At 35.5% G+C, this 22,022-nt stretch carries 18 protein-coding genes; 16 read left to right on the forward strand and 2 right to left on the reverse strand.

The window, feature by feature from the left end; genetic code table 11:
* Positions 1 to 69 precede the first annotated feature (69 nt).
* The 5 genes from ACKPCA_RS01690 to ACKPCA_RS01710 all read left to right on the forward strand — a co-directional run bounded on the left by ACKPCA_RS01690 (position 70) and on the right by ACKPCA_RS01710 (position 7,243).
* Positions 70 to 3,573 carry a SusC/RagA family TonB-linked outer membrane protein gene (locus tag ACKPCA_RS01690; RefSeq protein ID WP_321281012.1) on the forward strand — a complete coding sequence of 1,168 codons (3,504 nt, stop codon included), beginning with the start codon at positions 70 to 72 and terminating at the stop codon, positions 3,571 to 3,573.
* Positions 3,574 to 3,630: 57 nt separating this feature from the next.
* The gene (locus ACKPCA_RS01695; protein WP_321281013.1) at positions 3,631 to 5,004 is read left to right on the forward strand and encodes a RagB/SusD family nutrient uptake outer membrane protein; all 1,374 of its coding nucleotides are present in this window, start codon (positions 3,631 to 3,633) and stop codon (positions 5,002 to 5,004) included.
* 140 nt (positions 5,005 to 5,144) lie between these two features.
* Complete coding sequence (locus tag ACKPCA_RS01700; RefSeq protein WP_321281014.1) at positions 5,145 to 6,353, forward strand: thioredoxin family protein; 1,209 nt, start codon at positions 5,145 to 5,147, stop codon at positions 6,351 to 6,353.
* A gap of 43 nt (positions 6,354 to 6,396) precedes the next feature.
* Positions 6,397 to 6,609 (forward strand): PLDc N-terminal domain-containing protein, encoded by a 213-nt coding sequence (locus tag ACKPCA_RS01705; RefSeq protein WP_407660184.1) that lies wholly within the window; start codon positions 6,397 to 6,399, stop codon positions 6,607 to 6,609.
* Positions 6,610 to 6,613: 4 nt separating this feature from the next.
* The gene (locus tag ACKPCA_RS01710) at positions 6,614 to 7,243 is read left to right on the forward strand and encodes a hypothetical protein (RefSeq protein WP_321281015.1); all 630 of its coding nucleotides are present in this window, start codon (positions 6,614 to 6,616) and stop codon (positions 7,241 to 7,243) included.
* A gap of 117 nt (positions 7,244 to 7,360) precedes the next feature.
* Here ACKPCA_RS01710 and ACKPCA_RS01715 read toward each other — a convergent pair whose 3' ends face one another.
* Both ACKPCA_RS01715 and ACKPCA_RS01720 read right to left on the reverse strand, forming a co-directional pair.
* Positions 7,361 to 7,774, reverse strand: a complete 414-nt coding sequence (locus ACKPCA_RS01715; protein WP_321281016.1) for a hypothetical protein — start codon at positions 7,772 to 7,774, stop codon at positions 7,361 to 7,363.
* Positions 7,775 to 7,971: 197 nt separating this feature from the next.
* A complete protein-coding gene (locus ACKPCA_RS01720) occupies positions 7,972 to 8,469 on the reverse strand; it encodes a rhodanese-like domain-containing protein (protein ID WP_321281017.1) in 498 nt (165 codons plus the stop codon).
* 209 nt (positions 8,470 to 8,678) lie between these two features.
* Here ACKPCA_RS01720 and ACKPCA_RS01725 point away from each other — a divergent pair, with 209 nt between their 5' ends.
* From ACKPCA_RS01725 to ACKPCA_RS01775, 11 genes are all read left to right on the forward strand, one after another.
* Positions 8,679 to 9,281 (forward strand): RNA polymerase sigma-70 factor, encoded by a 603-nt coding sequence (locus tag ACKPCA_RS01725; RefSeq protein WP_321281018.1) that lies wholly within the window; start codon positions 8,679 to 8,681, stop codon positions 9,279 to 9,281.
* 147 nt (positions 9,282 to 9,428) lie between these two features.
* The gene (locus ACKPCA_RS01730; protein WP_321281019.1) at positions 9,429 to 10,601 is read left to right on the forward strand and encodes a FecR family protein; all 1,173 of its coding nucleotides are present in this window, start codon (positions 9,429 to 9,431) and stop codon (positions 10,599 to 10,601) included.
* Between the two features lie 154 nt (positions 10,602 to 10,755).
* The gene (locus ACKPCA_RS01735) at positions 10,756 to 14,358 is read left to right on the forward strand and encodes a SusC/RagA family TonB-linked outer membrane protein (RefSeq protein WP_321281020.1); all 3,603 of its coding nucleotides are present in this window, start codon (positions 10,756 to 10,758) and stop codon (positions 14,356 to 14,358) included.
* Positions 14,359 to 14,378: 20 nt separating this feature from the next.
* Positions 14,379 to 15,926 (forward strand): RagB/SusD family nutrient uptake outer membrane protein, encoded by a 1,548-nt coding sequence (locus tag ACKPCA_RS01740; RefSeq protein WP_321281021.1) that lies wholly within the window; start codon positions 14,379 to 14,381, stop codon positions 15,924 to 15,926.
* 24 nt (positions 15,927 to 15,950) lie between these two features.
* Positions 15,951 to 16,835, forward strand: a complete 885-nt coding sequence (locus ACKPCA_RS01745) for a zinc-binding metallopeptidase (protein WP_321281022.1) — start codon at positions 15,951 to 15,953, stop codon at positions 16,833 to 16,835.
* A 2-nt stretch (positions 16,836 to 16,837) separates the two neighbouring features.
* On the forward strand, positions 16,838 to 18,085 hold the full coding sequence (locus ACKPCA_RS01750; protein WP_321281023.1) for a DUF4302 domain-containing protein: 1,248 nt from the start codon (positions 16,838 to 16,840) through the stop codon (positions 18,083 to 18,085).
* An 82-nt stretch (positions 18,086 to 18,167) separates the two neighbouring features.
* Complete coding sequence (locus ACKPCA_RS01755; protein WP_321281024.1) at positions 18,168 to 18,374, forward strand: hypothetical protein; 207 nt, start codon at positions 18,168 to 18,170, stop codon at positions 18,372 to 18,374.
* Between the two features lie 10 nt (positions 18,375 to 18,384).
* Positions 18,385 to 18,768 (forward strand): hypothetical protein, encoded by a 384-nt coding sequence (locus ACKPCA_RS01760; protein WP_321281025.1) that lies wholly within the window; start codon positions 18,385 to 18,387, stop codon positions 18,766 to 18,768.
* Positions 18,769 to 19,037: 269 nt separating this feature from the next.
* Positions 19,038 to 19,373: an HU family DNA-binding protein gene (locus tag ACKPCA_RS01765; protein ID WP_321281026.1), complete on the forward strand. Its 336-nt coding sequence runs from the start codon at positions 19,038 to 19,040 to the stop codon at positions 19,371 to 19,373.
* 284 nt (positions 19,374 to 19,657) lie between these two features.
* Positions 19,658 to 20,215 carry an RNA polymerase sigma factor gene (locus ACKPCA_RS01770; protein WP_321281027.1) on the forward strand — a complete coding sequence of 186 codons (558 nt, stop codon included), beginning with the start codon at positions 19,658 to 19,660 and terminating at the stop codon, positions 20,213 to 20,215.
* A gap of 608 nt (positions 20,216 to 20,823) precedes the next feature.
* Positions 20,824 to 22,011, forward strand: a complete 1,188-nt coding sequence (locus tag ACKPCA_RS01775) for a FecR family protein (protein WP_321281028.1) — start codon at positions 20,824 to 20,826, stop codon at positions 22,009 to 22,011.
* Positions 22,012 to 22,022 lie beyond the last annotated feature (11 nt).

Consider the following 22,022-nt stretch of genomic DNA (forward strand, 5'->3'; position numbering starts at 1 on the left):
CTAACATCCCCAATTAATTAAATCAAGCGCAGTGCGAATGCGCTAAATAGTAACTAACAACCCAAATTTATGAAAAAAAATCATGATTTCGGGCATTGCTTGAGTAATGCTTGGAGAAAAACCTTAAGGGTTATGAAATTAACAGCCATTTTATTCTTTCTGGCAATATTTACCGTTTCGGCAGAAGGATATAGCCAAGGAACAAGGGTTTCCATGAAAATGGAAGATGCGAGTTTAAAAGAAGTCTTCAGAGAACTAAAATCTCTCTCGGACTATACTTTTGTGTACAGCGAAGGTATGGTGGCAGATGTAAAGATTGACGAAATCAATTTAAAGGATGTAAGTGTAGAGGATGCCTTGACATCTTGCTTGGAAGGAACTGATTTGGAATACTACATAGAGAATAATGTTGTGGTAATTCGCAAAAAAGCTCATGTGTACGAGCAACCTGTTGAGCAGGAAAAGAAGGAAATCAAAGGAAAGGTAATCGACGATCAAGGAGTGCCTCTTCCCGGAGTATCTGTTGTAATTAAAGGAACTTCAGTTGGTGTTGCTACAGATATTGATGGAAATTATGTGTTGGAAATTGACAGCAATAACGCAGTATTGGTATTCTCATTTGTTGGAATGTTACCACAAGAGATTGCCTACAAAGGCCAGTCTGTTCAAAATGTAAGCTTGGGCGCTGATACGGAACAAATGGCTGAGGTGGTTGTAACCGGTTACCAATCTATTTCGAGAGAAAGAGCTTCAGGTGCATTCGAAAAGGTAGATTCAGAGGTTTTGGATCAAAAATCAACTTTAAATGTGGTAGATAAGCTGGAAGGACAGGCTGCAGGTGTATTATTTGACAGTGAAGGGAAAATAACCATCCGAGGAATTAGTACAATGAAAGGAAATCGCGAGCCTTTATATGTTGTTGATGGATTTCCTATTGAGGGAGATTTGGAAACCTTAAATCCTAACGACGTTGAAAGTATGACTGTTTTGAAAGATGCAGCTGCAGCATCAATTTGGGGTGCTCGTGCTGCCAATGGTGTTATTGTAATTGTTTCGAAAAAAAATGGGAAGAAAGGAAAACCAATGGTTGAGTTTTCTTCAACTTTATCCATTGCTGATCATCCTGATTTATACGAATTGCCATTTGCTTCAACTGAAAAGTTTTTAGAGGTGGAGAAATTTCTTGCCGACAATGGATGGCAAAATTTGCCATCGGGAGCTAGTCAATATCCGATCACTCAGGGTATGGATGCCTTTTTAAAACTAAAAGATGGACAAATCGATCAAGCCGAAGCGGATGCAATCATTAATCAGCTTAAAAAAGTTGATGTAAGAGACGAATTTGCAGATCTGTTTTTAAGAAAATCTGTTCGTCAACAATACAATATTGCAATTAGTGGAGCTAGTGATAATAGCAACTATCGTCTCTCATTGAGTTATGATGATAACAAATCATATTCCAAGGAAAATCAAAATGATCGTTTGATTGCGAATTTAAAAATCAATACCAAAATTACTGATCGCATCGATGTGAATGCAGGAATTTCTACTACTCTTAGAAATCAGTATAACAATGGAATTGGTATCCAAAGTATTCTTAGAGCACCACAATATCAAACCATATTAGATGCTGACGGCAACTACATTCCGCAACCAGAATCTCACTATCAACAAACAAAGGAAGATTTGGTTGCACAAGGTTATCCGTACAATTGGGATTACAACTTGTATCAGGAATTTCAGAATAAAGACAATACCATAAAGAACGCGGATATTCGTATGAATGTTGGTGTTAATGTAAAGCTTTTAGATGGACTTGATTTTGAAGGAAGATATCAGTATGAGTGGGGAAATGAGGAAGGTGAAAGTTTGTTTAATGAAGAGACCTACAGGGTTCGAAATAATGTAAATGCATTTACTTATATTGAAGATGGAAATATCATTAGTAATTTTCCAAAAGGTCACATTTTCGATCAGTCTTTTGAAAAGTATAGAACTTTTACTACCAGAGGACAATTGAATTTTAATCGTGCATTTGATGATAACAAGCATCAGTTAAATGCCCTTGCAGGCATGGAGGTTAGAAAATATGAAAGTGAGAGGTCTTCGTACAGTAAATATGGGTATAATCCGCAAAGTTTGCAGTTTGTTAGTGTAAATCACAATGAGAGATATACAACGGCTATTAGCGGACAAAAAAGAAATATTGGGGACAATACTTCATTTGGTCATTTGGAAGACCGTTTTGTATCCTATTATGGGAATATGGCCTATACCTACAACGATAAATATACCTTAACGGCAAGTGCACGTTTGGATGATTCGAACCTATTTGGTGCAGATTCAAAATATCGTAACGTACCGCTTTGGTCAACGGGTTTGAACTGGCAGATGCATAAAGAAGATTTTATCAATCTGGACTTTGTAAATCGTTTGAATTTTAGATTAACTTATGGTACCAATGGTAATGTTGACAAAGATACCAGTCCATATTTGATTGCTGAAGTTACCAAGGATTACAGAGATCAGCATCAATATGCCTATTTGAAGAATCCGAAAAATCCGAATCTTCGATGGGAGAAAACTGCAGTGGTAAACGTTGGGGTTGATTACTCATTGTTTTCGAATAGACTATCAGGATCGATTGAGTACTACTCTAAAAACAGTACCGACTTATTGGGTAATGTATCATTAAACTCTACTTATGGTTTCTCCAGTGCCCTGATGAATTTCGCTGAAATGAGCAACAAAGGAATTGATGCAAGTGTGAACGTAGGTGTTTTAAACAAAGGAGTGAAATGGAATAGTATTCTGAACTTCAGTTACAATAAGAACCGAGTTGAAAAGGTTGAAATACCTCATGAAACCGTGTCAAGTTATATTGGAGGAGTAGCAAGGGTAGGAAAGCCATTGCATTACATGTATAGTTATCGTTGGGCTGGATTATCAAACGAAGGATTGCCACAGATATATAATGAGAAAAATGAAGTGATTGATCATGAAACTCTATTGGAAGATCCCAAAGCTTTAAAATATGAAGGAAGCTTGATTCCGAAGTTTTATGGCAGTTGGTCAAATGTGATTCGTTACAAAGGTTTTTCGTTAAGTACATTGTTTACTTATAAATTCGGTCACAAGTTTAGAGTGCCTACCATTAACTACTCTGACTTAAACACTTCATTGTATAGACACTTTGTTCATAAGGATTATGTGAAGAGATGGCAAAAGCCAGGGGATGAGGCTCACACAGATATTCCTGTTCTGCCAACAGATTTTAGCCAATTAGGTAGTTATTTCGGTAATTACAGTCGATTATCAGACAATAGAGTGGAAAGTGCTTCGCACATTAGATTCAAAGAGGTGGTTTTAAACTATGATTTACCTAAGAAGTTTGTGGAACCTTTGAAATTAAGAGCTTTGAATGTGGGCGTACAGGTGAGAAATTTAGGTGTTATAGCATTTAATGATTCTGGATTAGATCCTGAATATGTACCATATGTTGAGAGGAATCAAACTTTATCAGGTATGCCTTTAAAGCCAGAATATACCTTTAGCTTGAAAGCTACATTTTAACGGATTTAAATTGATAATCAAGAGATCAATATAACCGATCTTTTAAAATAGAAAAAAATGAGAACATACATATATATAGTCGCATTACTGATGCTATTTACGTCATGTGATGATTGGTTGGATATCAAACCCAAAGGGAAAATTATACCTCAAAAAGTAGAGGATTATCGATTACTGATGGATCAAACCTTATCACGAGGAGAATCTGTTGGTATTGTTGAGAGTTATGGAGGAGATTTATTTTTGAGTGATGATGTTGTAATTACCGATGAACGATTCGAAAGCAAATATGGTGAGAGCACTAGAAATGCATACACTTTTGAGGATCATATCTATCTGGAAGAGTATGAAGATCCGGACTGGGCAGCTATTTACAATCAGATTTACATGTGCAATGTTGTTATTGCAGAAGTGAAGTCAGCAACAGGAGGCGAAGACGAAAAGAATCAATTGTATGCCGAGGCAATTGTACACAGAGCTTTTGCCTACTTGAATTTGGTAAATTTATATGGGAAGCATTATAATCCATCTACTGCCGCAACCGATTTAGGAGTTCCTTTGCTTATTGAACCTGCTATTGAAGGAAGTTTGGAGAGATCAACAGTGAAGGAAGTATATGATTTAATTTTAAGCGACTTAGATGCGGTATACAATGATTTACCTAATGTTCCGGAGCAATCTTATCGTCCTTCAAAGGCTTCGGCCAGTGCACTTTTGGCAAGAACATACTTGTTGATGGGTGATTTTAACAAAGCCCTTTCTAAAGCAGAAGAATCTTTATCATACTATAATTTCATGTATAACTACAATGAATTGCCAAAGAATGCATGGTACGCAAATATGATTGATTTACCAGATAACTACGAAAACAAAGAACAAATCTTGTGGAAAGAACCACAAAATTCGTATGAATTGATCTATCCAAGTCAGCAATTGAAAGATTTGTATGACATGGACAATGATTTAAGATTTGTTGGTATGTTCGAAACAGAATGGTTTCCTCCTTATGCCGACAAGATATATTTACAAGAGTATATAGTAGGAAGAACATGTGGATTGTCCGTACCTGAAATGATATTGACAAGAGCGGAATGTTATGCAAGAAAAGGAAATGTTAGTGATGCAATGTCGGATGTGAATTTGATTCGTCAAAACAGAATTAAGACAGAAGCTTATACTGAACTAACAGCTACTGATGCTGCAGATGCTCTACAAAAAGTAAAGCAGGAGAGAAGAAGAGAGCTTGCCTATAAGGGATCAAGATGGTTTGACATTAAGCGTTACAATGCATATGATGATGCAAATATCTCCATCGATCACAGTGTAGCGGGAGAGTCGCATATTTTATCGCCGGGAGATAACAAGTGGGTTCTGCCAATAGCAAGAAAGTACATCTTAAAGAATCCTGAAATAGAACAAAACCCTCGTTAGTAGGTAACCATAGTAGCCCCGATTAATTTCGGGGCTAATTCTCTACACCCTACCAGCCTAAGAAAATTTTGACTTTAATTAAGAATAAATGAGTTGAGTTCATTTGTCTCGGAATTCTTGTAATAAATTATTTAATGGTAATGAAAAAGGTTTTAGTACTTATAGTAGCTACATTTATCTGTAGTGGCTTGTTTGCTCAAGGCATTGAGTTTGAACATGGAACTTTTAAAGAAGCTTTGGCAAAAGCAAAAAAAGAAAACAAGTTGGTTTTTATGGATTGCTATACCAGTTGGTGTGGTCCGTGCAAGTATTTGGCAAAAGACATTTTTCCACAAAAGGAAGTTGGAGATTACTTCAATAAGAATTTTGTGAATGTAAAAATGGATATGGAAAAAGGAGAAGGGATTGCCTTAAACAAGAAATATGGAATAACTTCTTATCCTAGCTTGTTATTTATCGATGCCCACGGTAAGGTAGTTCACAAGTTAGTTGGAGGGATGCCGGCTGAAGATTTAATCAAAGGCGCAAAGGCAGCTTTGAACCCGGAATTGCGTATCGGAACCCTTCGAACCAAGTTCAAGAACGGGAACAGAGATTTGGAATTTTTAATGACTTATCTGAATGCAGTAAAAGCCCTGTATGATAAGGAAACAATGTCCATTGTTGCCAAAGAAATCATCAATAGAACCTCTTTGGAAAAATACTTGAACAAAGAACAGTTCTATGTGATTTCATCCGTTAAATTTCCGTACGGATCAAAAGAATTCAACTGCTTATTGGAGAATAAGGACAAGCTAAAAGAAATTACTGAGCCTTATGAATATGCAACATTATTTGGTTCTGCTTATTATGCGCATTTAGAACAGTATGCTAAAGAGTGTAAAAGCTTAAAAGAACTGAATGCTGAAATCGATAGATGTCATAGGGAATTTCCAAATGATAATTTAGAGCATACAAAGAAAAGTTTAAAGTATACCTATTACATAGCAAACAATCAATTGCAAACATGGTACGATCTTAAAATCAAGGAGGCAGAAGCATCAAAAGGCAATAAAGGAAATGTTTTTACTTATTACAGCATATGTGATGAGATTTTAAAAACGGAAAAACTAGCCGCCCAAAAAGAAATAGTAGATGATTTTATCAAGATTGCTCAAACATTTGCCGCAGACAGAGAAAATGGCATCATCATGGGGAATATGATGTTGGCAAAACTTTATCTGCACAAGAAGGATAAGGAGAAAGCTGCGAGTGCTTTTGATATTTTCATCACCGAAAATGGCAAAGCTGGTGGTAACAATACACATCCTTCTGTTACCCGCTTAAAGGAAGCAATTGACAAATTGTAGTAATATTAAAAATTAATCTTGTATGATAATGGGAAATTTTTTAATGATTGTATTTTTAATACTAGTAATAATATTATGGTGTTGGGCTTTTATTGATATCCAAAAATCACAGTATAAGAATAAATTGCACAAATTATTATTCTTCATTTTGATTATAGTATTTCCTGTAATCGGTACCATTATATATTTCCAATTTAGCAGGAAATTTAAAAGAAGTAAAAAAGTAAATTCAAAGAGTATAAAATTAATAAAATAGATGTATGAAAATATTTAAGGTGAAAAGTTTATGTAGAGCAGTTGGAATAGTTGTACTTAGTGCTATGTGTTTGGCCTGTAGTCAAAATGAAATTATCGAGGACTTAGATGATGCTAGGTTCAATGCTCTTATGGAAAAGTATAATATACAAGATGTTGAGGAATCTGAATTGGAAAATAGTATTTACAAGGACTTACAACCCATTAATTCAATTTCTCAACTTGATTCAGCTATGAAATTTATTAATAAGTATTTCATGATCCCATCTTCAGTTAGTGAAGAAAATGGCAAAAGCAATGTGAGTTTTCTAAAAAGCACTAAAAATTACTGGTTTAAAGAATCATTTCCAGATGGGATACAAATGGTATATCTAGAGTTAGATGGAAAGTGGGCTAAAACTGTTAATAGTAGTTTTTATCAAACATTTTTATGGGATGCTATTATGACATATCAACACGAGGGAGATGGTGGTACAGAATATAGAGATGGTACGATTAATTTTGTTGCGACAGGGTTTATAGCATTGAAGTTAGTTCATAATGGTTTATTACTGAAGAAAATACCAACGGTTATGGAAGGTTATTACAATCCAGGTGCCAAAAGTGGAAGATTTGTCACAAGTCCGAGAAAGTAATATAGATCTTAATTTTTAATAGTTTGAATCGTCCTGAAAAAGGTTGATTTTCACTATAAAGTTATTTTGATTTTTTTCGGAGTCTAAATTGGGACTCCGAAAAAAATCAGAATAACTTTAATTGCAAACTTTATGGGATACTACTTTCTTTTGCGGCTTTTGTGTTTTTACTGAATCCACTTTGTGGGTTTTATGTATTTTCTTCAAACTATCAATCGAGATGTAATTGATTCCAGTAGAATCTACAATGATACGAATACCGGTTGTTTTTGAACTTACAATGGTATCGGTACTTGCACCCAGAATTAACTTACTGCCATCCGATAGAATCAGTGTAGCTTGTTTCTTTCCAGGTTTAATCTTTTCTTCCTTATTTGCCAGCACATTTTTGCTTATTGGCATACAAAAGGCTAATAGAATAAATACAACAGCAAGTCTTTTAATACTTGTTTTGCTGCTTTTTCTAGCTTTCTCATTGTTGCCTTTAAAACCCATTGCACTTTTTGGTGCGGCAATCTCTCTCTTCTTCATTTTTCCCCCTTAGCGATTAAGCTGATTATTTGTTTTTAATAATTACAATACAATAACAGTCGATTGTTAGAAATGGGTGAACGAAAAGAAGAATTTATTTGTTAAAAAACCTTTAATTTTATTTTTTGAAAGTAGATTGCCTTATTTAAGTAACAATTTGATAGTTGTTTATTGTGGTTTACACATGAACAAGAAAATTATTTCATGGATGAATATTTGTACTCATTTCCATCTGTATCTACCAAAGGAAGCCTTTTGTTTTTCCACGCTGCCAATCCACCTTGCAATTCGTATACATTGTTAAAGCCCAATTTTACCAAAGCGTTAACAGCAGCAGGACTTCGAAGTTCTTTACCGCAGTATACCATGATTTGATGATCGCGGTGTAAATTTTGAAGTGCTTCTTTGAAATAGCTGAAATCGTAAATTAATTTGGCTCCCTTAATTCTGGGTTCCGAAATGTATACTTCTCTTGGCCGAATGTCATAAATTTTAACACTATCGCAAGTTTGTATCAGTCGGTAAAACTCTTCTGCATCTACTAAACCAGTGATATCGCGGTATTGTGCGAATGCTTCCGGACTTTCCGCTGATTGTTTACTTTCAGCAACTTCAGAATTGGAGTTATTTTGATTTTTATTGTTGCTACAAGAGTAAAAAACAATGCTAAGAATTATAATTTGGATGATTCTCATTTTACTTTTGCTTGGATTAGATACTTATTTTGTGAAAATTTAGTGATCACAAAGATATTACTTCTTTTAACTTAAAAGAGAGGATATTCAAATGTCAATAATGATTTTATATTAACAATACTTTGTTTAAATAGGTTAATTTTATATATTAGCACTCCCCCCTTAGATAAAGTTTTTGACAATAGTTTGATCTAAACTTGTTGGAAACATTGAGAAAAAGAAACCCACGACAAATGATTGCAGAAGAGAGATTACTAAACCAAAGAATTGCTGAACGTGACAAGAACGCTTTTCGATTGTTGTTTGATACATACCATGCGCAATTGTTTCGTTTTGCTGAATGTTATGTATGCTCTCCTGATATAGCAGAGGATATTGTTCAGGAAGTATTTATAAAACTTTGGGAAAATCCTAATATTAGAATCTCCAGATCGCTTCGTTCTTATCTTTTTTTTATGGTTAAGAATGCTTGCATTGATCATTTACGTTCCATAAAGCTTGAAGACAAGAAAAAGTTAAAATTAGCAGAAGCTCAAATTGTATCGGAATCGGTAAGTATTAATATAGATTCTGAAGTAAGCTTTAAAATTAAGCGCGCCATTGATGAGCTGCCAGCTCAATGTAAAGAAGTTTATCGTATGTCGGTATACAGTGGATTAAAACATGCCGAAATAGCAGAAGAAATGGATATTTCTGTAAATACTGTAAAAGTTCAGGTGTTCAGAGCTAAAAAAATTTTAAAAGAAAGGCTATATAGTTTAAAAGAATTGTTGGTGTTATTTTCCTACATAATTACAAAAAATAAAATATAGTTAAAATATATTTCACAATATCAAAGGGTTACATTTTTCTGAAATAAAAATTCAAAATTTTGTTAACCCTTTTTGTTTTTCCTCGTCTTAAGAGTGACTTAACCTTACCAACCATTTGTATAGATTTTAAATCGGTAAAAATTTAAAATGAAGAATTTAGATTTAGACATTCTGCGAAAAAAGCTGGATGGCAAATTAACTTCCTTTGAAGAGGAAGAATTTCAAGAATGGTTGATGGCATCGGGAGAGAACAGCGCGTTTTTCGGTCGTATGAAAAACTATCATGAAAAATCAATGGAAGAATTGAGATTGGAATCAGTTCCGAATACAACGGATTTGTTCATGAAAAGATTGAATAGAAAGTCGCGTAAAGCATTCATTAGAAAAATGCTTCAGTATGCTGCAGTTGTTATATTGCCATTAACTATTGGTGTTGGACTTTGGATATACTCCAACAATCAAATGAATCAATCTTTGGTTGATCAAAATCAGATAAAAAAGGAGGATTTAAACCAAACAGTTTTAATAACCTCTAACGGAAATACATATGAATTAGAATCGGGTGTAGAGCAAGCTGTTGTGGAAGATCAGGGAGTTAAAATTAGAAAATACCTGAGAGCAGGCTTAAAGTACGAAAAGCAAGATACGGTAAAAACTAAGTCAGTTGTATACAATACGCTTCGAACATCAAAAGGAGATGATTATCAGATCGAACTTTCTGATGGAACGATAGTTTATCTGAATTGTGATTCTGAATTAAAATATCCGGTAAGTTTTGGAGGGCAGGATAGAAGAGTAGAATTACGAGGAGAGGCATTTTTTGATGTGAGTAAAACAGGCAAACGGTTTATTGTTGAAGTGAATGATATGGAAGTTGAAGTGTTGGGGACTCAATTTAATGTAATGGCATATGAGAATGAAAATTCAATACAAACCACATTAGTTAGTGGTAAAGTAAAAGTTTCAATTAACTCTAATGGTGTTGATAAAAGTTTAATGCTTGAGCCAGGAAATCAGGCCAACTGGAATCTTAAGAAAAGAACTTTGGAAAGTAAAGAGGTTGATACCAATTTATATACCAGCTGGGTGAATGGTTATTTTAGATTTGAGAATCAACGATTGGAAGATATTCTGAGAACTATAGCCAGATGGTATGATATAAAAGTCTTTTATCAAAATCCTGATCTTAAAAACAAGAGATTAAGTGGAAAATTGAATAAGATGGAAGGATTAGAAGTGATTTCTAACATGATTGAAAAGATTTCGAATGTAGAAATAGAAATGAATAAAAAAGCTGTTGTTGTAAGTATGAAGAAATAAAAGAAAAAATCGGAAACTGCGCCAACATTTTCCGATTTTATACACAGATAATGAATACCGTGCAAGGGTATTCCAAGTTTAATTACCTATTGACAAATGTATGAAAAAAAACCTTTGTGAGAACGCATTTGCCTTTTTTATAAGGTGGATGAGAATGTTACGTACAATGAGAAATGTGATGGTGTTAATTGTCGCATTTGCATTTCAAGCGAATGCAGGCATTTTTTCGCAAAGTCGGATTAGCGTAAGCCTAGAGAATTCCGGCATTGAAGACTTAATTAAAGCTATTGAAGAGCAAACCGAACTGGGGTTTCTGTATGATGCATCTCAGTTTGAAGGCATTAAGCCAATTTCAGTGAATGCACAAAATGAACTGGTAGAACGAGTACTTGATAAAGCACTTGAAAATACTGGTTTATCTTATGAGGTGGAACACAAAACCGTTTTGATTAGAGTGCAGGAACGAAATGCAAATTCTGCTGCTCAAGAGAAAAGAAAATTGAAAGGTAAAGTTGTTGATGAAAACAATGTTTCCTTACCTGGAGTTTCAGTAATCATCAAAGGATCAAATATTGGTACTACTACCAATATTGATGGAGAGTATGAAATCTCTTTGGATGATAAACCAGGTCAGGTTTTGATTTTTTCTTTCATTGGTTTGGAAGCTCAGGAAATTGAAATTATCAATCAAACATCCTTAAATGTTACGTTGAAAGAATCATCAGAAAAACTAGAGGAGGTTGTTGTTACTGGTATGGTTGTGACTGATAAACGTTTGTTTACAGGAGCCAGTCAAAAATTGAACGCAGAGGAGGTGAAACTTTCTGGTATCCCTGATGTGAGTCGTGGTTTAGAAGGTCGTGCTGCTGGTGTATCTGTACAAAACGTTTCGGGTACTTTTGGTGCTGCTCCTAAAATCCGTGTTCGTGGTGCAACCTCAATCTATGGTAGTTCAAAGCCTCTTTGGGTAGTTGATGGAGTTATTCTTGAAGATGTTGTTGAATTAAGTTCAGATGCTCTTTCTTCAGGGGATGTAACTACATTGATTAGTTCTGCAATTGCAGGTTTAAATGCCGATGATATTGAAAGTTTCGAAGTATTGAAGGATGGTTCTGCAACTTCTATCTATGGTGCAAGAGCAATGGCCGGGGTTATTGTTATCACAACCAAAAAAGGTAAAGCTGGTGTTAGTCGTATCAACTATACAGGGGAATATACTTACCGTTTGACACCTTCATACTCTGATTTTAACATCATGAACTCTCAGGAGCAAATGGCTGTTTATGAAGATATGCGTGAAGGTGGTTGGTTGAATTACGCAGATATGGCCAATGCACGTGAAAGTGGTGTGTATGGTAGAATGTATCAGCAATTGAACCAATTGGATGCTTCAGGAAACTTTTTGTTGGCGAATACTCCTGAAGCAAAAGCTGCATTTTTAAGAAAAGCTGAATATAGAAATACTGACTGGTTCGATGAACTTTTCAATACCAATATCATGCAAAGTCACTCTGTGAGCATGTCATCGGGTACTGAAAAGGCAACTTATTACGGATCTATCAGTGCCTTGGTTGATCCAGGTTGGACTCAATCAAGTAAGGTAAATCGTTATACTGCGAACTTCAAATCAAACTTTAAAATTCGCGATAATCTGTCATTCAATACAATCAGTAGTGCTTCTTATCGTAAACAAAAAGCTCCTGGAACATTGGCACAAGATGTTGATGTTGTAACAGGTAAGGTAAAGCGTGACTTTGATATCAATCCTTATTCATTTGCATTGAATTCTTCAAGAACTTTGGATCCTAGTGCAGAATACACACGTAACTATGCTCCTTTCAACATTAAAAAAGAATTGGGTGAAAACTACATCGATTTGAATGTTGTGGATGTAAAATTCCAAACAGAATTGAAGTGGAAACCAATTCAAAAAGTTGAATTGAGTGCTTTGGGAGCTATTAAATATCAGGCAACTTCTCAGGAACACAACATTACAGAGTTCTCGAACCAGGCAGAAGCATACAGAGCAATGCCGAATGTTACAGTTCGTGATAACAATCCATTCTTGTATAAAGATCCGGATGATCCTTATGCAATTCCTGTAAGTGTATTGCCACAGGGTGGTATTTATGAGCGTACAGATTATAACATGTTGGGTTATGACTTTAGAGCATCAGCTTCATACAAGGATTCTTTTAATGAGGATACACACATTATCAATCTTTATGGAGGTATGGAGGTCAATTCTGCTGACCGTAAGAAGACCAACAGTACAGGATGGGGACTTCAATACTCAATGGGTGAAATTCCATTCTACACTTATGAGTTATTCAAGAAAGGAGTTGAGAATAACAACCTTTACTATGGTGTAAACAATACCAGGTATCGTAACACAGCATTCTTCGGTAATGCTACTTATTCATACTTGGGTAAATATACCGTTAACGGTACTTTGCGATACGAGGGAACAAACAAAATGGGTAAATCTAATTCTGCTCGTTGGTTGCCAACATGGAATGTTTCAGGAGCCTGGAATGCTCATGAAGAGAACTTCTTCGAGTCATTAAAGCCTGCAATTTCCCATTTGTCTTTGAAAGCTTCTTATAGTTTGACTGCTGACCGTGGGCCACATTATGTAACCAACTCACTTGTTGATATCAGAAGTGGTAACCCTTGGAGACCTACTGCAGGTATGAGAGAAAGTTCATTGTATATTGAATCTCTAGAGAATAGTGAATTAACTTACGAGAAGAAGCATGAGTTCAATATTGGTGCCGAAATTGGTTTCTTGAATAATAAGATAAACACTACATTCGATTATTATACTCGTGACAACTATGATTTGATTGGTATTGTAACCACTCAAGGTTTAGGTGGAGAAGTTGCAAAGTATGGAAATGTTGCTTCGATGGATTCACATGGTTTTGAATTCTCAATTTCTTCAACCAATATCAAAACACCTAACTTCTCTTGGGTAACCAACTTTGTTTATTCTAAGGTAAAGAATAAGGTAACTGATCTTGAAACCAGATCACGTGTAATTGATATGGTGAAAGGGAATGGTTTTGCTCGCGAAGGATATGCTGTTCGTTCTATTTTCTCCATTCCATTCGAGGGATTGAATAGCGAAGGTTTACCAACTTTCCGCGATCAAAATGGCAATGTAACGGTTAGCGATATCTATTTCCAGGAAAGAGAAAATCTTGACTTCCTTGAATACTCAGGTTCTGCTGATCCTACAGATATTGGTAGTTTAAACAATACATTTACTTACAAAGGTTTAAGATTGAATGTATTCATGACTTACTCTTTTGGTAATGTAGTTCGTTTAGATCCTGTTTTTGCAAGCGATTATTCAGATATGTCAGCACTGCCTAAAGAATTCAAAAATCGTTGGGTAAGACCAGGTGATGAAAATATTACTAATATTCCTGTAATAGCAACTGTTCGTCAGAGAGATAATATTGGTTCTTCTGATTTGGCTACTGCTTATAACGCATACAATTATTCTTCTGCGCGTATTGCAAAGGGTGATTTTATTAGAATGAAAGAAATTTCGTTGGCTTACGATTTTCCTAAACAGATTACAAACAAATTGGGTGTAAATAATCTGTCGTTAAAAGTTCAGGCAACGAACCTATTCCTATTGTATTCTGATGACAAATTAAATGGTCAGGATCCGGAATTCTTCAATTCAGGTGGTGTGGCAACTCCAGTGCCTAAGCAGTTTACATTTACGTTAAAGTTCGGATTGTAGAAGATTAAAAACTAATTAAGATGAAAAGATTTAAAATAGTATACATTGTTCTTCTGGCTATGTTTGCTGCTTCTTGCGATAGCTATCTGGATGAAACTCCTGATAATAGAGCAGAAGTAGACAGCCAAACGAAAATTAGAAAACTACTTGTTTCCGCATATCCTACTGGAGGTTATACTTTGGTGACCGAAATTAGTTCAGATAATGTGGATGATATGGGAACTTCAAATCCGAATACGTCTCGCTTTTATGAACAACTTGCTAATTGGGTAGATGTTACAGAGGTTGAAAATGATGACCCTAAGCAAATTTGGGAGAGTTCATATAATGCTATTGCTCACTCAAACGAAGCATTAGCTGCGATTGCAAAACTTGACGAAGAGAATTTAAAGGCTGAAAAGGGTGAGGCATTAATTACTAGAGCCTATAACCATTTCGTTTTGGTGAATGTTTTCTGTAATCATTATAGCAAATCTACTAGTAGTACAGATTTAGGAATTCCTTATATGGAGAAGTCAGAAACGACTTTGAATCCTAAATATGAACGTGGAACAGTAGCAGATGTTTACGAGAAGATCAATGCAGATATAGAAGCTGCCCTGCCGCTAATCTCTGATGATATGTATGAGATTAGTGCATATCACTTTACAAAGAAAGCGGCTTATGCATTTGCTGCTCGTTTTAACTTGTACTACGAGAATTGGCCAAAAGCCAAAGAATATGCTAATGTGGTGGTTACAGAAGATCCTTTAACCGTGTTAAGAGATTGGGCTGCAATAGGGACATTACCAAGACAGCCAGATCCTGTAACGCAGGCCTACATTAATGATGCGGCAAATTTATTGGCCCTTACTGATGGATCAATCGCGGGAGTTTATTTTGGAGCATATTATCACGGTTCTCGTTTTAATCACTCTAAAAAGATTGCTGATGAGCAAACTTTATTGGCACCACTTCCTTGGGGAGCTACAGCAAGAGCTGATTTTAATTTTGGTCCTTTTGTGTATGCAGGAACCAACCTTGATAAAACGCTATTCTATAAGATTCCTTATTTGTTTGAATATACCGATCCAGTTGCTGGTATTGGATATAGTAGAACTGTTACCATTCCTTTCACAACCGATGAAACGTTGTTAGTGAGAGCGGAAGCAGAGGTAATGTTGGGTGAAAATGATGCTGCTTTGGCTGACTTGAACGCTTGGAGTAAGAATTTCTTTAAAGGAAAAGAAGCAACTTTAGATCAGGTCAATACTTTCTATGATGCAATGGAATATTCTTCGGAAGTAGCTCCTAATCAAAAGAAGAAATTGAATCCGAACTTTGCTGTTGCTGCCGGAACACAGGAGAATATGATTCATTACGTGTTGCAATGCAGAAGAATACTAACTCTACATGAAGGTTTGCGTTGGTTCGATATTAAGCGTTATGGTATTGAAGTTCCTCGTTTCCAGATTCAGGCTGATGGAACAGTAACAGTTTTAGATGTTTTAAAGGCGAATGATTTGCGCAAAGCCATTCAAATTCCTCAGGATGTGGTTTCTGCTGGTTTAACAGCTAATCCACGCTAATTACTAACTAGTAAATCAACAAAAATGAATAAATTAAAATATTTACTAATGATTGTGGTTCTGGTAGTATCATTTAGCGCATGCGACGATGATGATCCAAATACAGACATTAGTGTGATTAGTCTTGAAAAAGGCGAAAAGAACGAATTCGACAAATATTTGGAGAATATATTTACAGAGCCTTACAATATCCAATTTCTGTACAAATGGGAGGATGTTGAGTCGGATATGAACTATCAATTGGTGCCAGCTACTTACGAGAATTCTATTAAGATGGCCAATTTGGTAAAATACCTTTGTTTGGATTCTTATGATGAAGTTGCTCCAAGTGATTTCTTAAAGAAATATTTCCCAAAAATGTTCATGATGGTTGGTTCTTCAGCCTATCGTAACAATGGAACTAGGGTGTTGGGTACAGCTGAAGGCGGATTAAAAATCACACTGTATGACATCAATAACTTAGATGTGACCAATGTAGAGATGCTTTATGAGTTTTATTTCCGTACCATTTTCCACGAATTTTCTCACATCTTACATCAAACCAAAGATTATACTACTGATTTTGATAAGATTTCTTCAACTGATTATGTTGGAGGTTCGTGGAACGATGCATGGGATGGAAAATCTTCTTTGGATGCAGGCTTTATTAGTGATTATTCCAGTAAGGAGCCAAATGAAGATTTTGTAGAGCTAATTGCGCACTACATTACCAATACGGAAGAGTCTTGGGCTGCTAAAATTGATCCTGCCAGTGATTCCGGTAAAGCAAAGCTTACTCAAAAAATGACCATTGTAAAGTCATACATGAAAGAAGTTTGGAACATTGATATGGATGACTTGCGTGCGGCAATTCAAACGCGTGCAGCAAAATTAGATGAACAAGATCTTGATAATATAACCATTAAATAACTATGAGAAAAAATATATATCTAGTGCTGTTTGGTTTGTTGTTAGGAATCGGTGCTGTTTCATGTGACAATGAATCAGAGGACCTGTTCGAACAAACTGCAGCAGAAAGAAAAAACGAAGCCATTAAGGAATACGATGAGGCTTTGAAATCAGCAGAAAATGGCTGGTTATTCCAGTATTTTCCTGAAGAGGAGCAGAAGTATGGAGGGTACAATTATATTGTGAAATTTAAAGAACAAGATAGTGTTATAGTATGGATGGAAGGTGAGGCTGATCCTGAAACTTCTATGTATGACGTAATCGCCTATGGTGGTCCTGTTCTTACATTTAATACATACAACTCTTTGATGCATGAATATGCTACTCCTTCAGTTGCTGAATACAATGCAAAAGGCGGTGACTTTGAGTTTTTGTTGATGTCCAATGAGGATGATGTAATCACTCTTAAAGGTATTAAAACGCAAAATAAAATGCGTTTGATAAAAATGACAGAAACACCTGAGGAATATTTTGCGAAAACAAAAGAGGTAATGGATTTCCTTGTTGGTGCTTCAATGGGAACAACAATAAAGGAAACCCCTGTAACTGTAATTCCAGGTAATAGAGTATTGACTTTTAATTATAATGATGGGAAAGAAAACGTATCGGAAGATGTTGCTTTTTTACCTACAGATAAAGGAATACGTTTATATGAAGCGATTGAAATACTAGGTGTTTCTGCACAGGATTTTACCTTGAATAAGGAGGCAAAACAGTTTACATCAGACAATGGGGAATTGACCATAGACATTGCCTTTGCTCCTGTTGACTTGACAAAAGCAAGATGGTCTATTAATATTGCTGAGGAAGCTGATCGATCAGCTGCTGTGAAAGCTGCTTGGGATGTAGCGTATGGAGCTAATGCAAAAACTTGGGGAGAAGCTTTATATAGTGAAGTATTCCTTGGTCTTTGTTATGAAAAGTCTGGAGATATCGGATCTTCATTTTATTCGTTCACTTCAGCCGGCAAAGCTTATAGATCTCATTATAATTTAAGCTTTGGTGGAGTTGTTGGTCACGATGATTATTTGAATGTTATCAAGTTGAATGGTGGCTTTAATTGGAAATGGTATGGACACCTGGAATCAATGGTGAATTTTATTTCGGATAATGCACCATATAAAACAGAGGTTGACAATGCTGATGATCCGACAGTTGTGAAACTTACTAGTGTAAACAACCCTGATGTTTGGTTTGTACTTAGAAAGTAATTAGTAACGTGGTTAATTATTAATACTTATGCCCCTGTAAAGCACCTGCTTTCTGCAGGGGCATTTTTTATATGTTTCTATTATGAGATTTAAAACAATATTTTGGCTCATTCCTGAGGTGATAACTGTGCTTTTAATAGTTGCTGTTTTTATAGGAATGTGGTTAGAAGAAGATTTTTCATGGAAATTCATACTCTTACTGGCAGGTTTAATTGGCGTAAGTATCAATACCTACAAAAACATAAAGGAACTTCTTGCTGAGGACAAAGAATACGATCCAGAAATCTAATGTAAACTCCATGAAATTAAATAAATCGATTAAAATTGCCTTTTTTACAATATTAGTAGCTTATTCGGGCTACCTGTTTGTAGAATCAGCTAGGAGTACATCATTCAACTGGATATTTTATACGACGCTTTCAGCTCTTATTTTTTATATAACTCTTCTCTTGTATGTGATTTGGGCATTGCTAATCAAACGAATGGATGAAAGGGAGAAGAAAAAAATGAAGAAATCTTATTCCATTATATTGGGGCTAATAGAAGGAGGTGCGCTGGGATGGATGCATTTTGCTGATATGGATCTCAAATATATTTTCCTATTGGCACCAATTATTGCAATTTCTTTTGCTTTCATACTGACAGGAATTAGGAAAATGAGAGTTGAAAAACAGGATGTATGATGATTGAAATCTAATCCAGTACTCTTTTTAGTCCTACATTTCTCCAAATACCTTTATTTGAAAAATAAATCTCTATAATGTTAACAAAAACGCTTGACAAAGTTTGGTTTATTGATTAATTTAAATATATCGTTTAAAACAAGTGCAGCCAATTGTTTAGAGTTGACATTAAATACAATAATACTAACTAAACACACAAGTCTTATGGCAAATTTATAAAAGCATTAAACACGTATCGACCTAAAATAAAACTTGCAAAAACTGCAGGAATGAAACAGGTGGTAGAATTTATAGCATCCGGAACTGGATTAAACAAAGGACAAATTCAGATGGTACTTGCTGAGTTGGCTGACACTGTTATTTTCTTTAACAAGCAAGGACAAGGTGTAAAACTGGAAGGTTTGGGTACATACCTTCCAAAAATAGATACCGAAGGAAAAATTTCAGTATCGCACAGGCTCGATCGCTACATCAAGAGTGCATTAAATGTAGAGGGTGGATTTACCGGAAACATCGAGAACAAAACAAATATTGGCAAGAGCAAAGAAGAATTTATTGCCATGTGGAACGAAGCCTATCCCGATGATCCCATTTCTCTAAACTAATAAAATCAAATAAAAATTGACTTATTAGATAATATTTGGCTGTGATACAATGCTGCTTTGGCAGCATTTTTTTATGTCCGTTTGGCTTTAAAAATTATCTAGTGCGGAAATTAAACGTTTCTAGTGCGGAAACCAATCAATACCGCCTTGGAAACCGACTATATCTAGAGCGGAAAATGGTTGTTTTCTATCCTACATGAATTGGCTTAGAAATTGGTTTGATTTCCTTCTTCAAAAAAAACTTCTATTTTTGCTTGCATTAACCCACTATTCTAAATAACCACATGCCTGAGTCAAAATACATTTTGGATGAACTGTTGCGTAGCGGAAGTCGTAAAGCGTACGAGGCATTCTTTAAACATTACTACCAGGATTTGTTCTTATGGGCCAATAGCATACTAAAGGATAGTGAGGCAGCAGAGGATGTGGTTCAGGACTTTTTCATCAAATTTTGGGAAAAGAAGCGATACAAATCGGTTACTTCAAACTTACAATCATACATCTATCGTGCCGTTAAAAATTCGTGTTTGAATTATATGCAGCGCGAAAAGAAATTGATTCACGATATAGAGTATTTGGAGGAAAAAGAATCAGCTCCCAAAGCCAATGAGCAAAGTATAGAGAATTCTCAGCAAATTTATTCTGCTATTAATGAACTTCCTCAAAAGTGCAGAGAGGTGTTTATGCTTTGCTGTGTAAGTGGATATACCTATAACGAGGCAGCCGAGGAATTGAATGTATCAATGAATACAGTCAGAACACATATGGTTCGTGCATTTAAGATGTTGCGCGAAAAACTAAAATCTCCGCATTTGTTCTACATGCTTTTCTTTCATAAATAGCAGTCAGCAGTCAGTAGTCAGCAAAAAGCTATAAGTTGCAAGGCTCAAGTTGAATAATCTATTGACTAATTTCTTCTTCAATACGCTTAGTTCTAAACTTTACTGAGGTGCGCAGCTCCCTAAAATATGAAGCGCTTCTCATAAAAGTAAAGAGCGCTTCTTATAAAAGTTACAAGCGTACCAAAGATATTCATGTCAACTGAGGGTTAAAATAGCTGTATTGATTAGACAATTATGAATTTTATCACTTTTTTAAGTTGAAATTTGGTTCACTCATTAATATGAAAATTGTGTGTGAAGCAAACCTCGACAGAGGAAAAGGGGGAAATAAGAACAATATAATCAAAAATACACCCTTCTGACTGTCACCATCTTCTCCTAAAGGGAAGAATTCCTAAATAAATTTTTCTATTGTTTTTAAACGATATTTTCAATCCTTGTTTTGCATTATTCATTAATTCCATCTTTCATCTAATCAGAATTTTATATCTTATACTTGACCTTTTTTTGAAAAAATCAAAAAAAAGTTCTAAATCCTTTCACATCATATCAAAACTGCTTTGTCCTAAGGGTGTATACATGATATCTATAGATTGAAAAAATTACAAATGGAAGAAAGAATTATTGATATTATTTCCAGATCAATTGGAGGGCAGCTAGTTACCAGCGAAGAGAATAAGGAGCTGGAAGCATGGTTGAGCAATAATGGAAATAAACGATTCTACCAAGGTTTGAAGCAATTTTCATCCGAAGCCAAAAAGTCATTGATGGCCCGTGAAGCAAATGTGGACAGAGCTTTTGAGAAGCATCTTGGCAAAATGAGAGAAACTCGAAAAGAGTTACGCATAAAAACTTTCAGAAAAGTACTGCCTTATGCTGCATCAATTTTATTGATGATTGGCTTGTTTTCGGTGATGATGTACCTGGGACATGAAGAGGCTGGTATTTCTAAAGAGGAACAATGGTTAACAGCCATGGAGCCAGGTTCGAATAAAGCTGAGCTGGTTTTAGCCGATGGTAAAGTTCTGGACTTAGATGCTGACCGTAAAAAGAGTACAATCAAGGAGAATGATGGAACTGTGATCAATAATACAGGTACAGGTTTGGTTTACGATGCCAGCAACAAGGCAAACGAGTTAATAAGTTACAACAGCTTGGTGGTGCCTCGTGGGGGAGAGTTTCAGTTGGAACTGGAAGATGGAACCAAGGTATGGGTGAATTCGGAAACCAGATTGAGATATCCAACCAAGTTTCCGAATGGAGAGAGAGTGGTGTTGTTAGAAGGAGAAGCATATTTTGAGGTAAGCAAAGACAAGAATCGACCATTTATCGTGAAAACGCAAGGAATTGATGTGAGAGTTTTGGGAACTCAATTCAATATCTCTTCTTATGCTGATGATAAAGCGATTCAAACCACTTTGGTTGAAGGTAGCGTGGCAGTAATGGATAGTAAAAACCCAGGTACGAACCTTATACTAGACCCAGGGTATCAGGCTGTATTCTCTAAAGGGGATAGGGAATTGGAAAACAAAAAAGTGAATGTGGATTTATATACATCATGGAAAGATGGAAAGTTTGTATTCGAGCAATCCAGCTTGTATGACATTATGAACAAGGTTTCTCGTTGGTACGATGTGAAAGTATTCTACCAAAATAATGCAGCTGGAGATATCAACTTTACAGGAACTTTAAAACGATACGAAAGTCTGGATCGATTATTAGGAATGTTGGAGAAAACCAATGAAGTGAAGTTTTTCTTCAAGGACAATACCATAATCGTTCAGAAACAATACTAAATCAATTAGGA

It is taken from the genome of Marinifilum fragile, from assembly GCF_963677365.1.
Classification (GTDB): Bacteria; Bacteroidota; Bacteroidia; order Bacteroidales; family Marinifilaceae; genus Marinifilum; species Marinifilum fragile.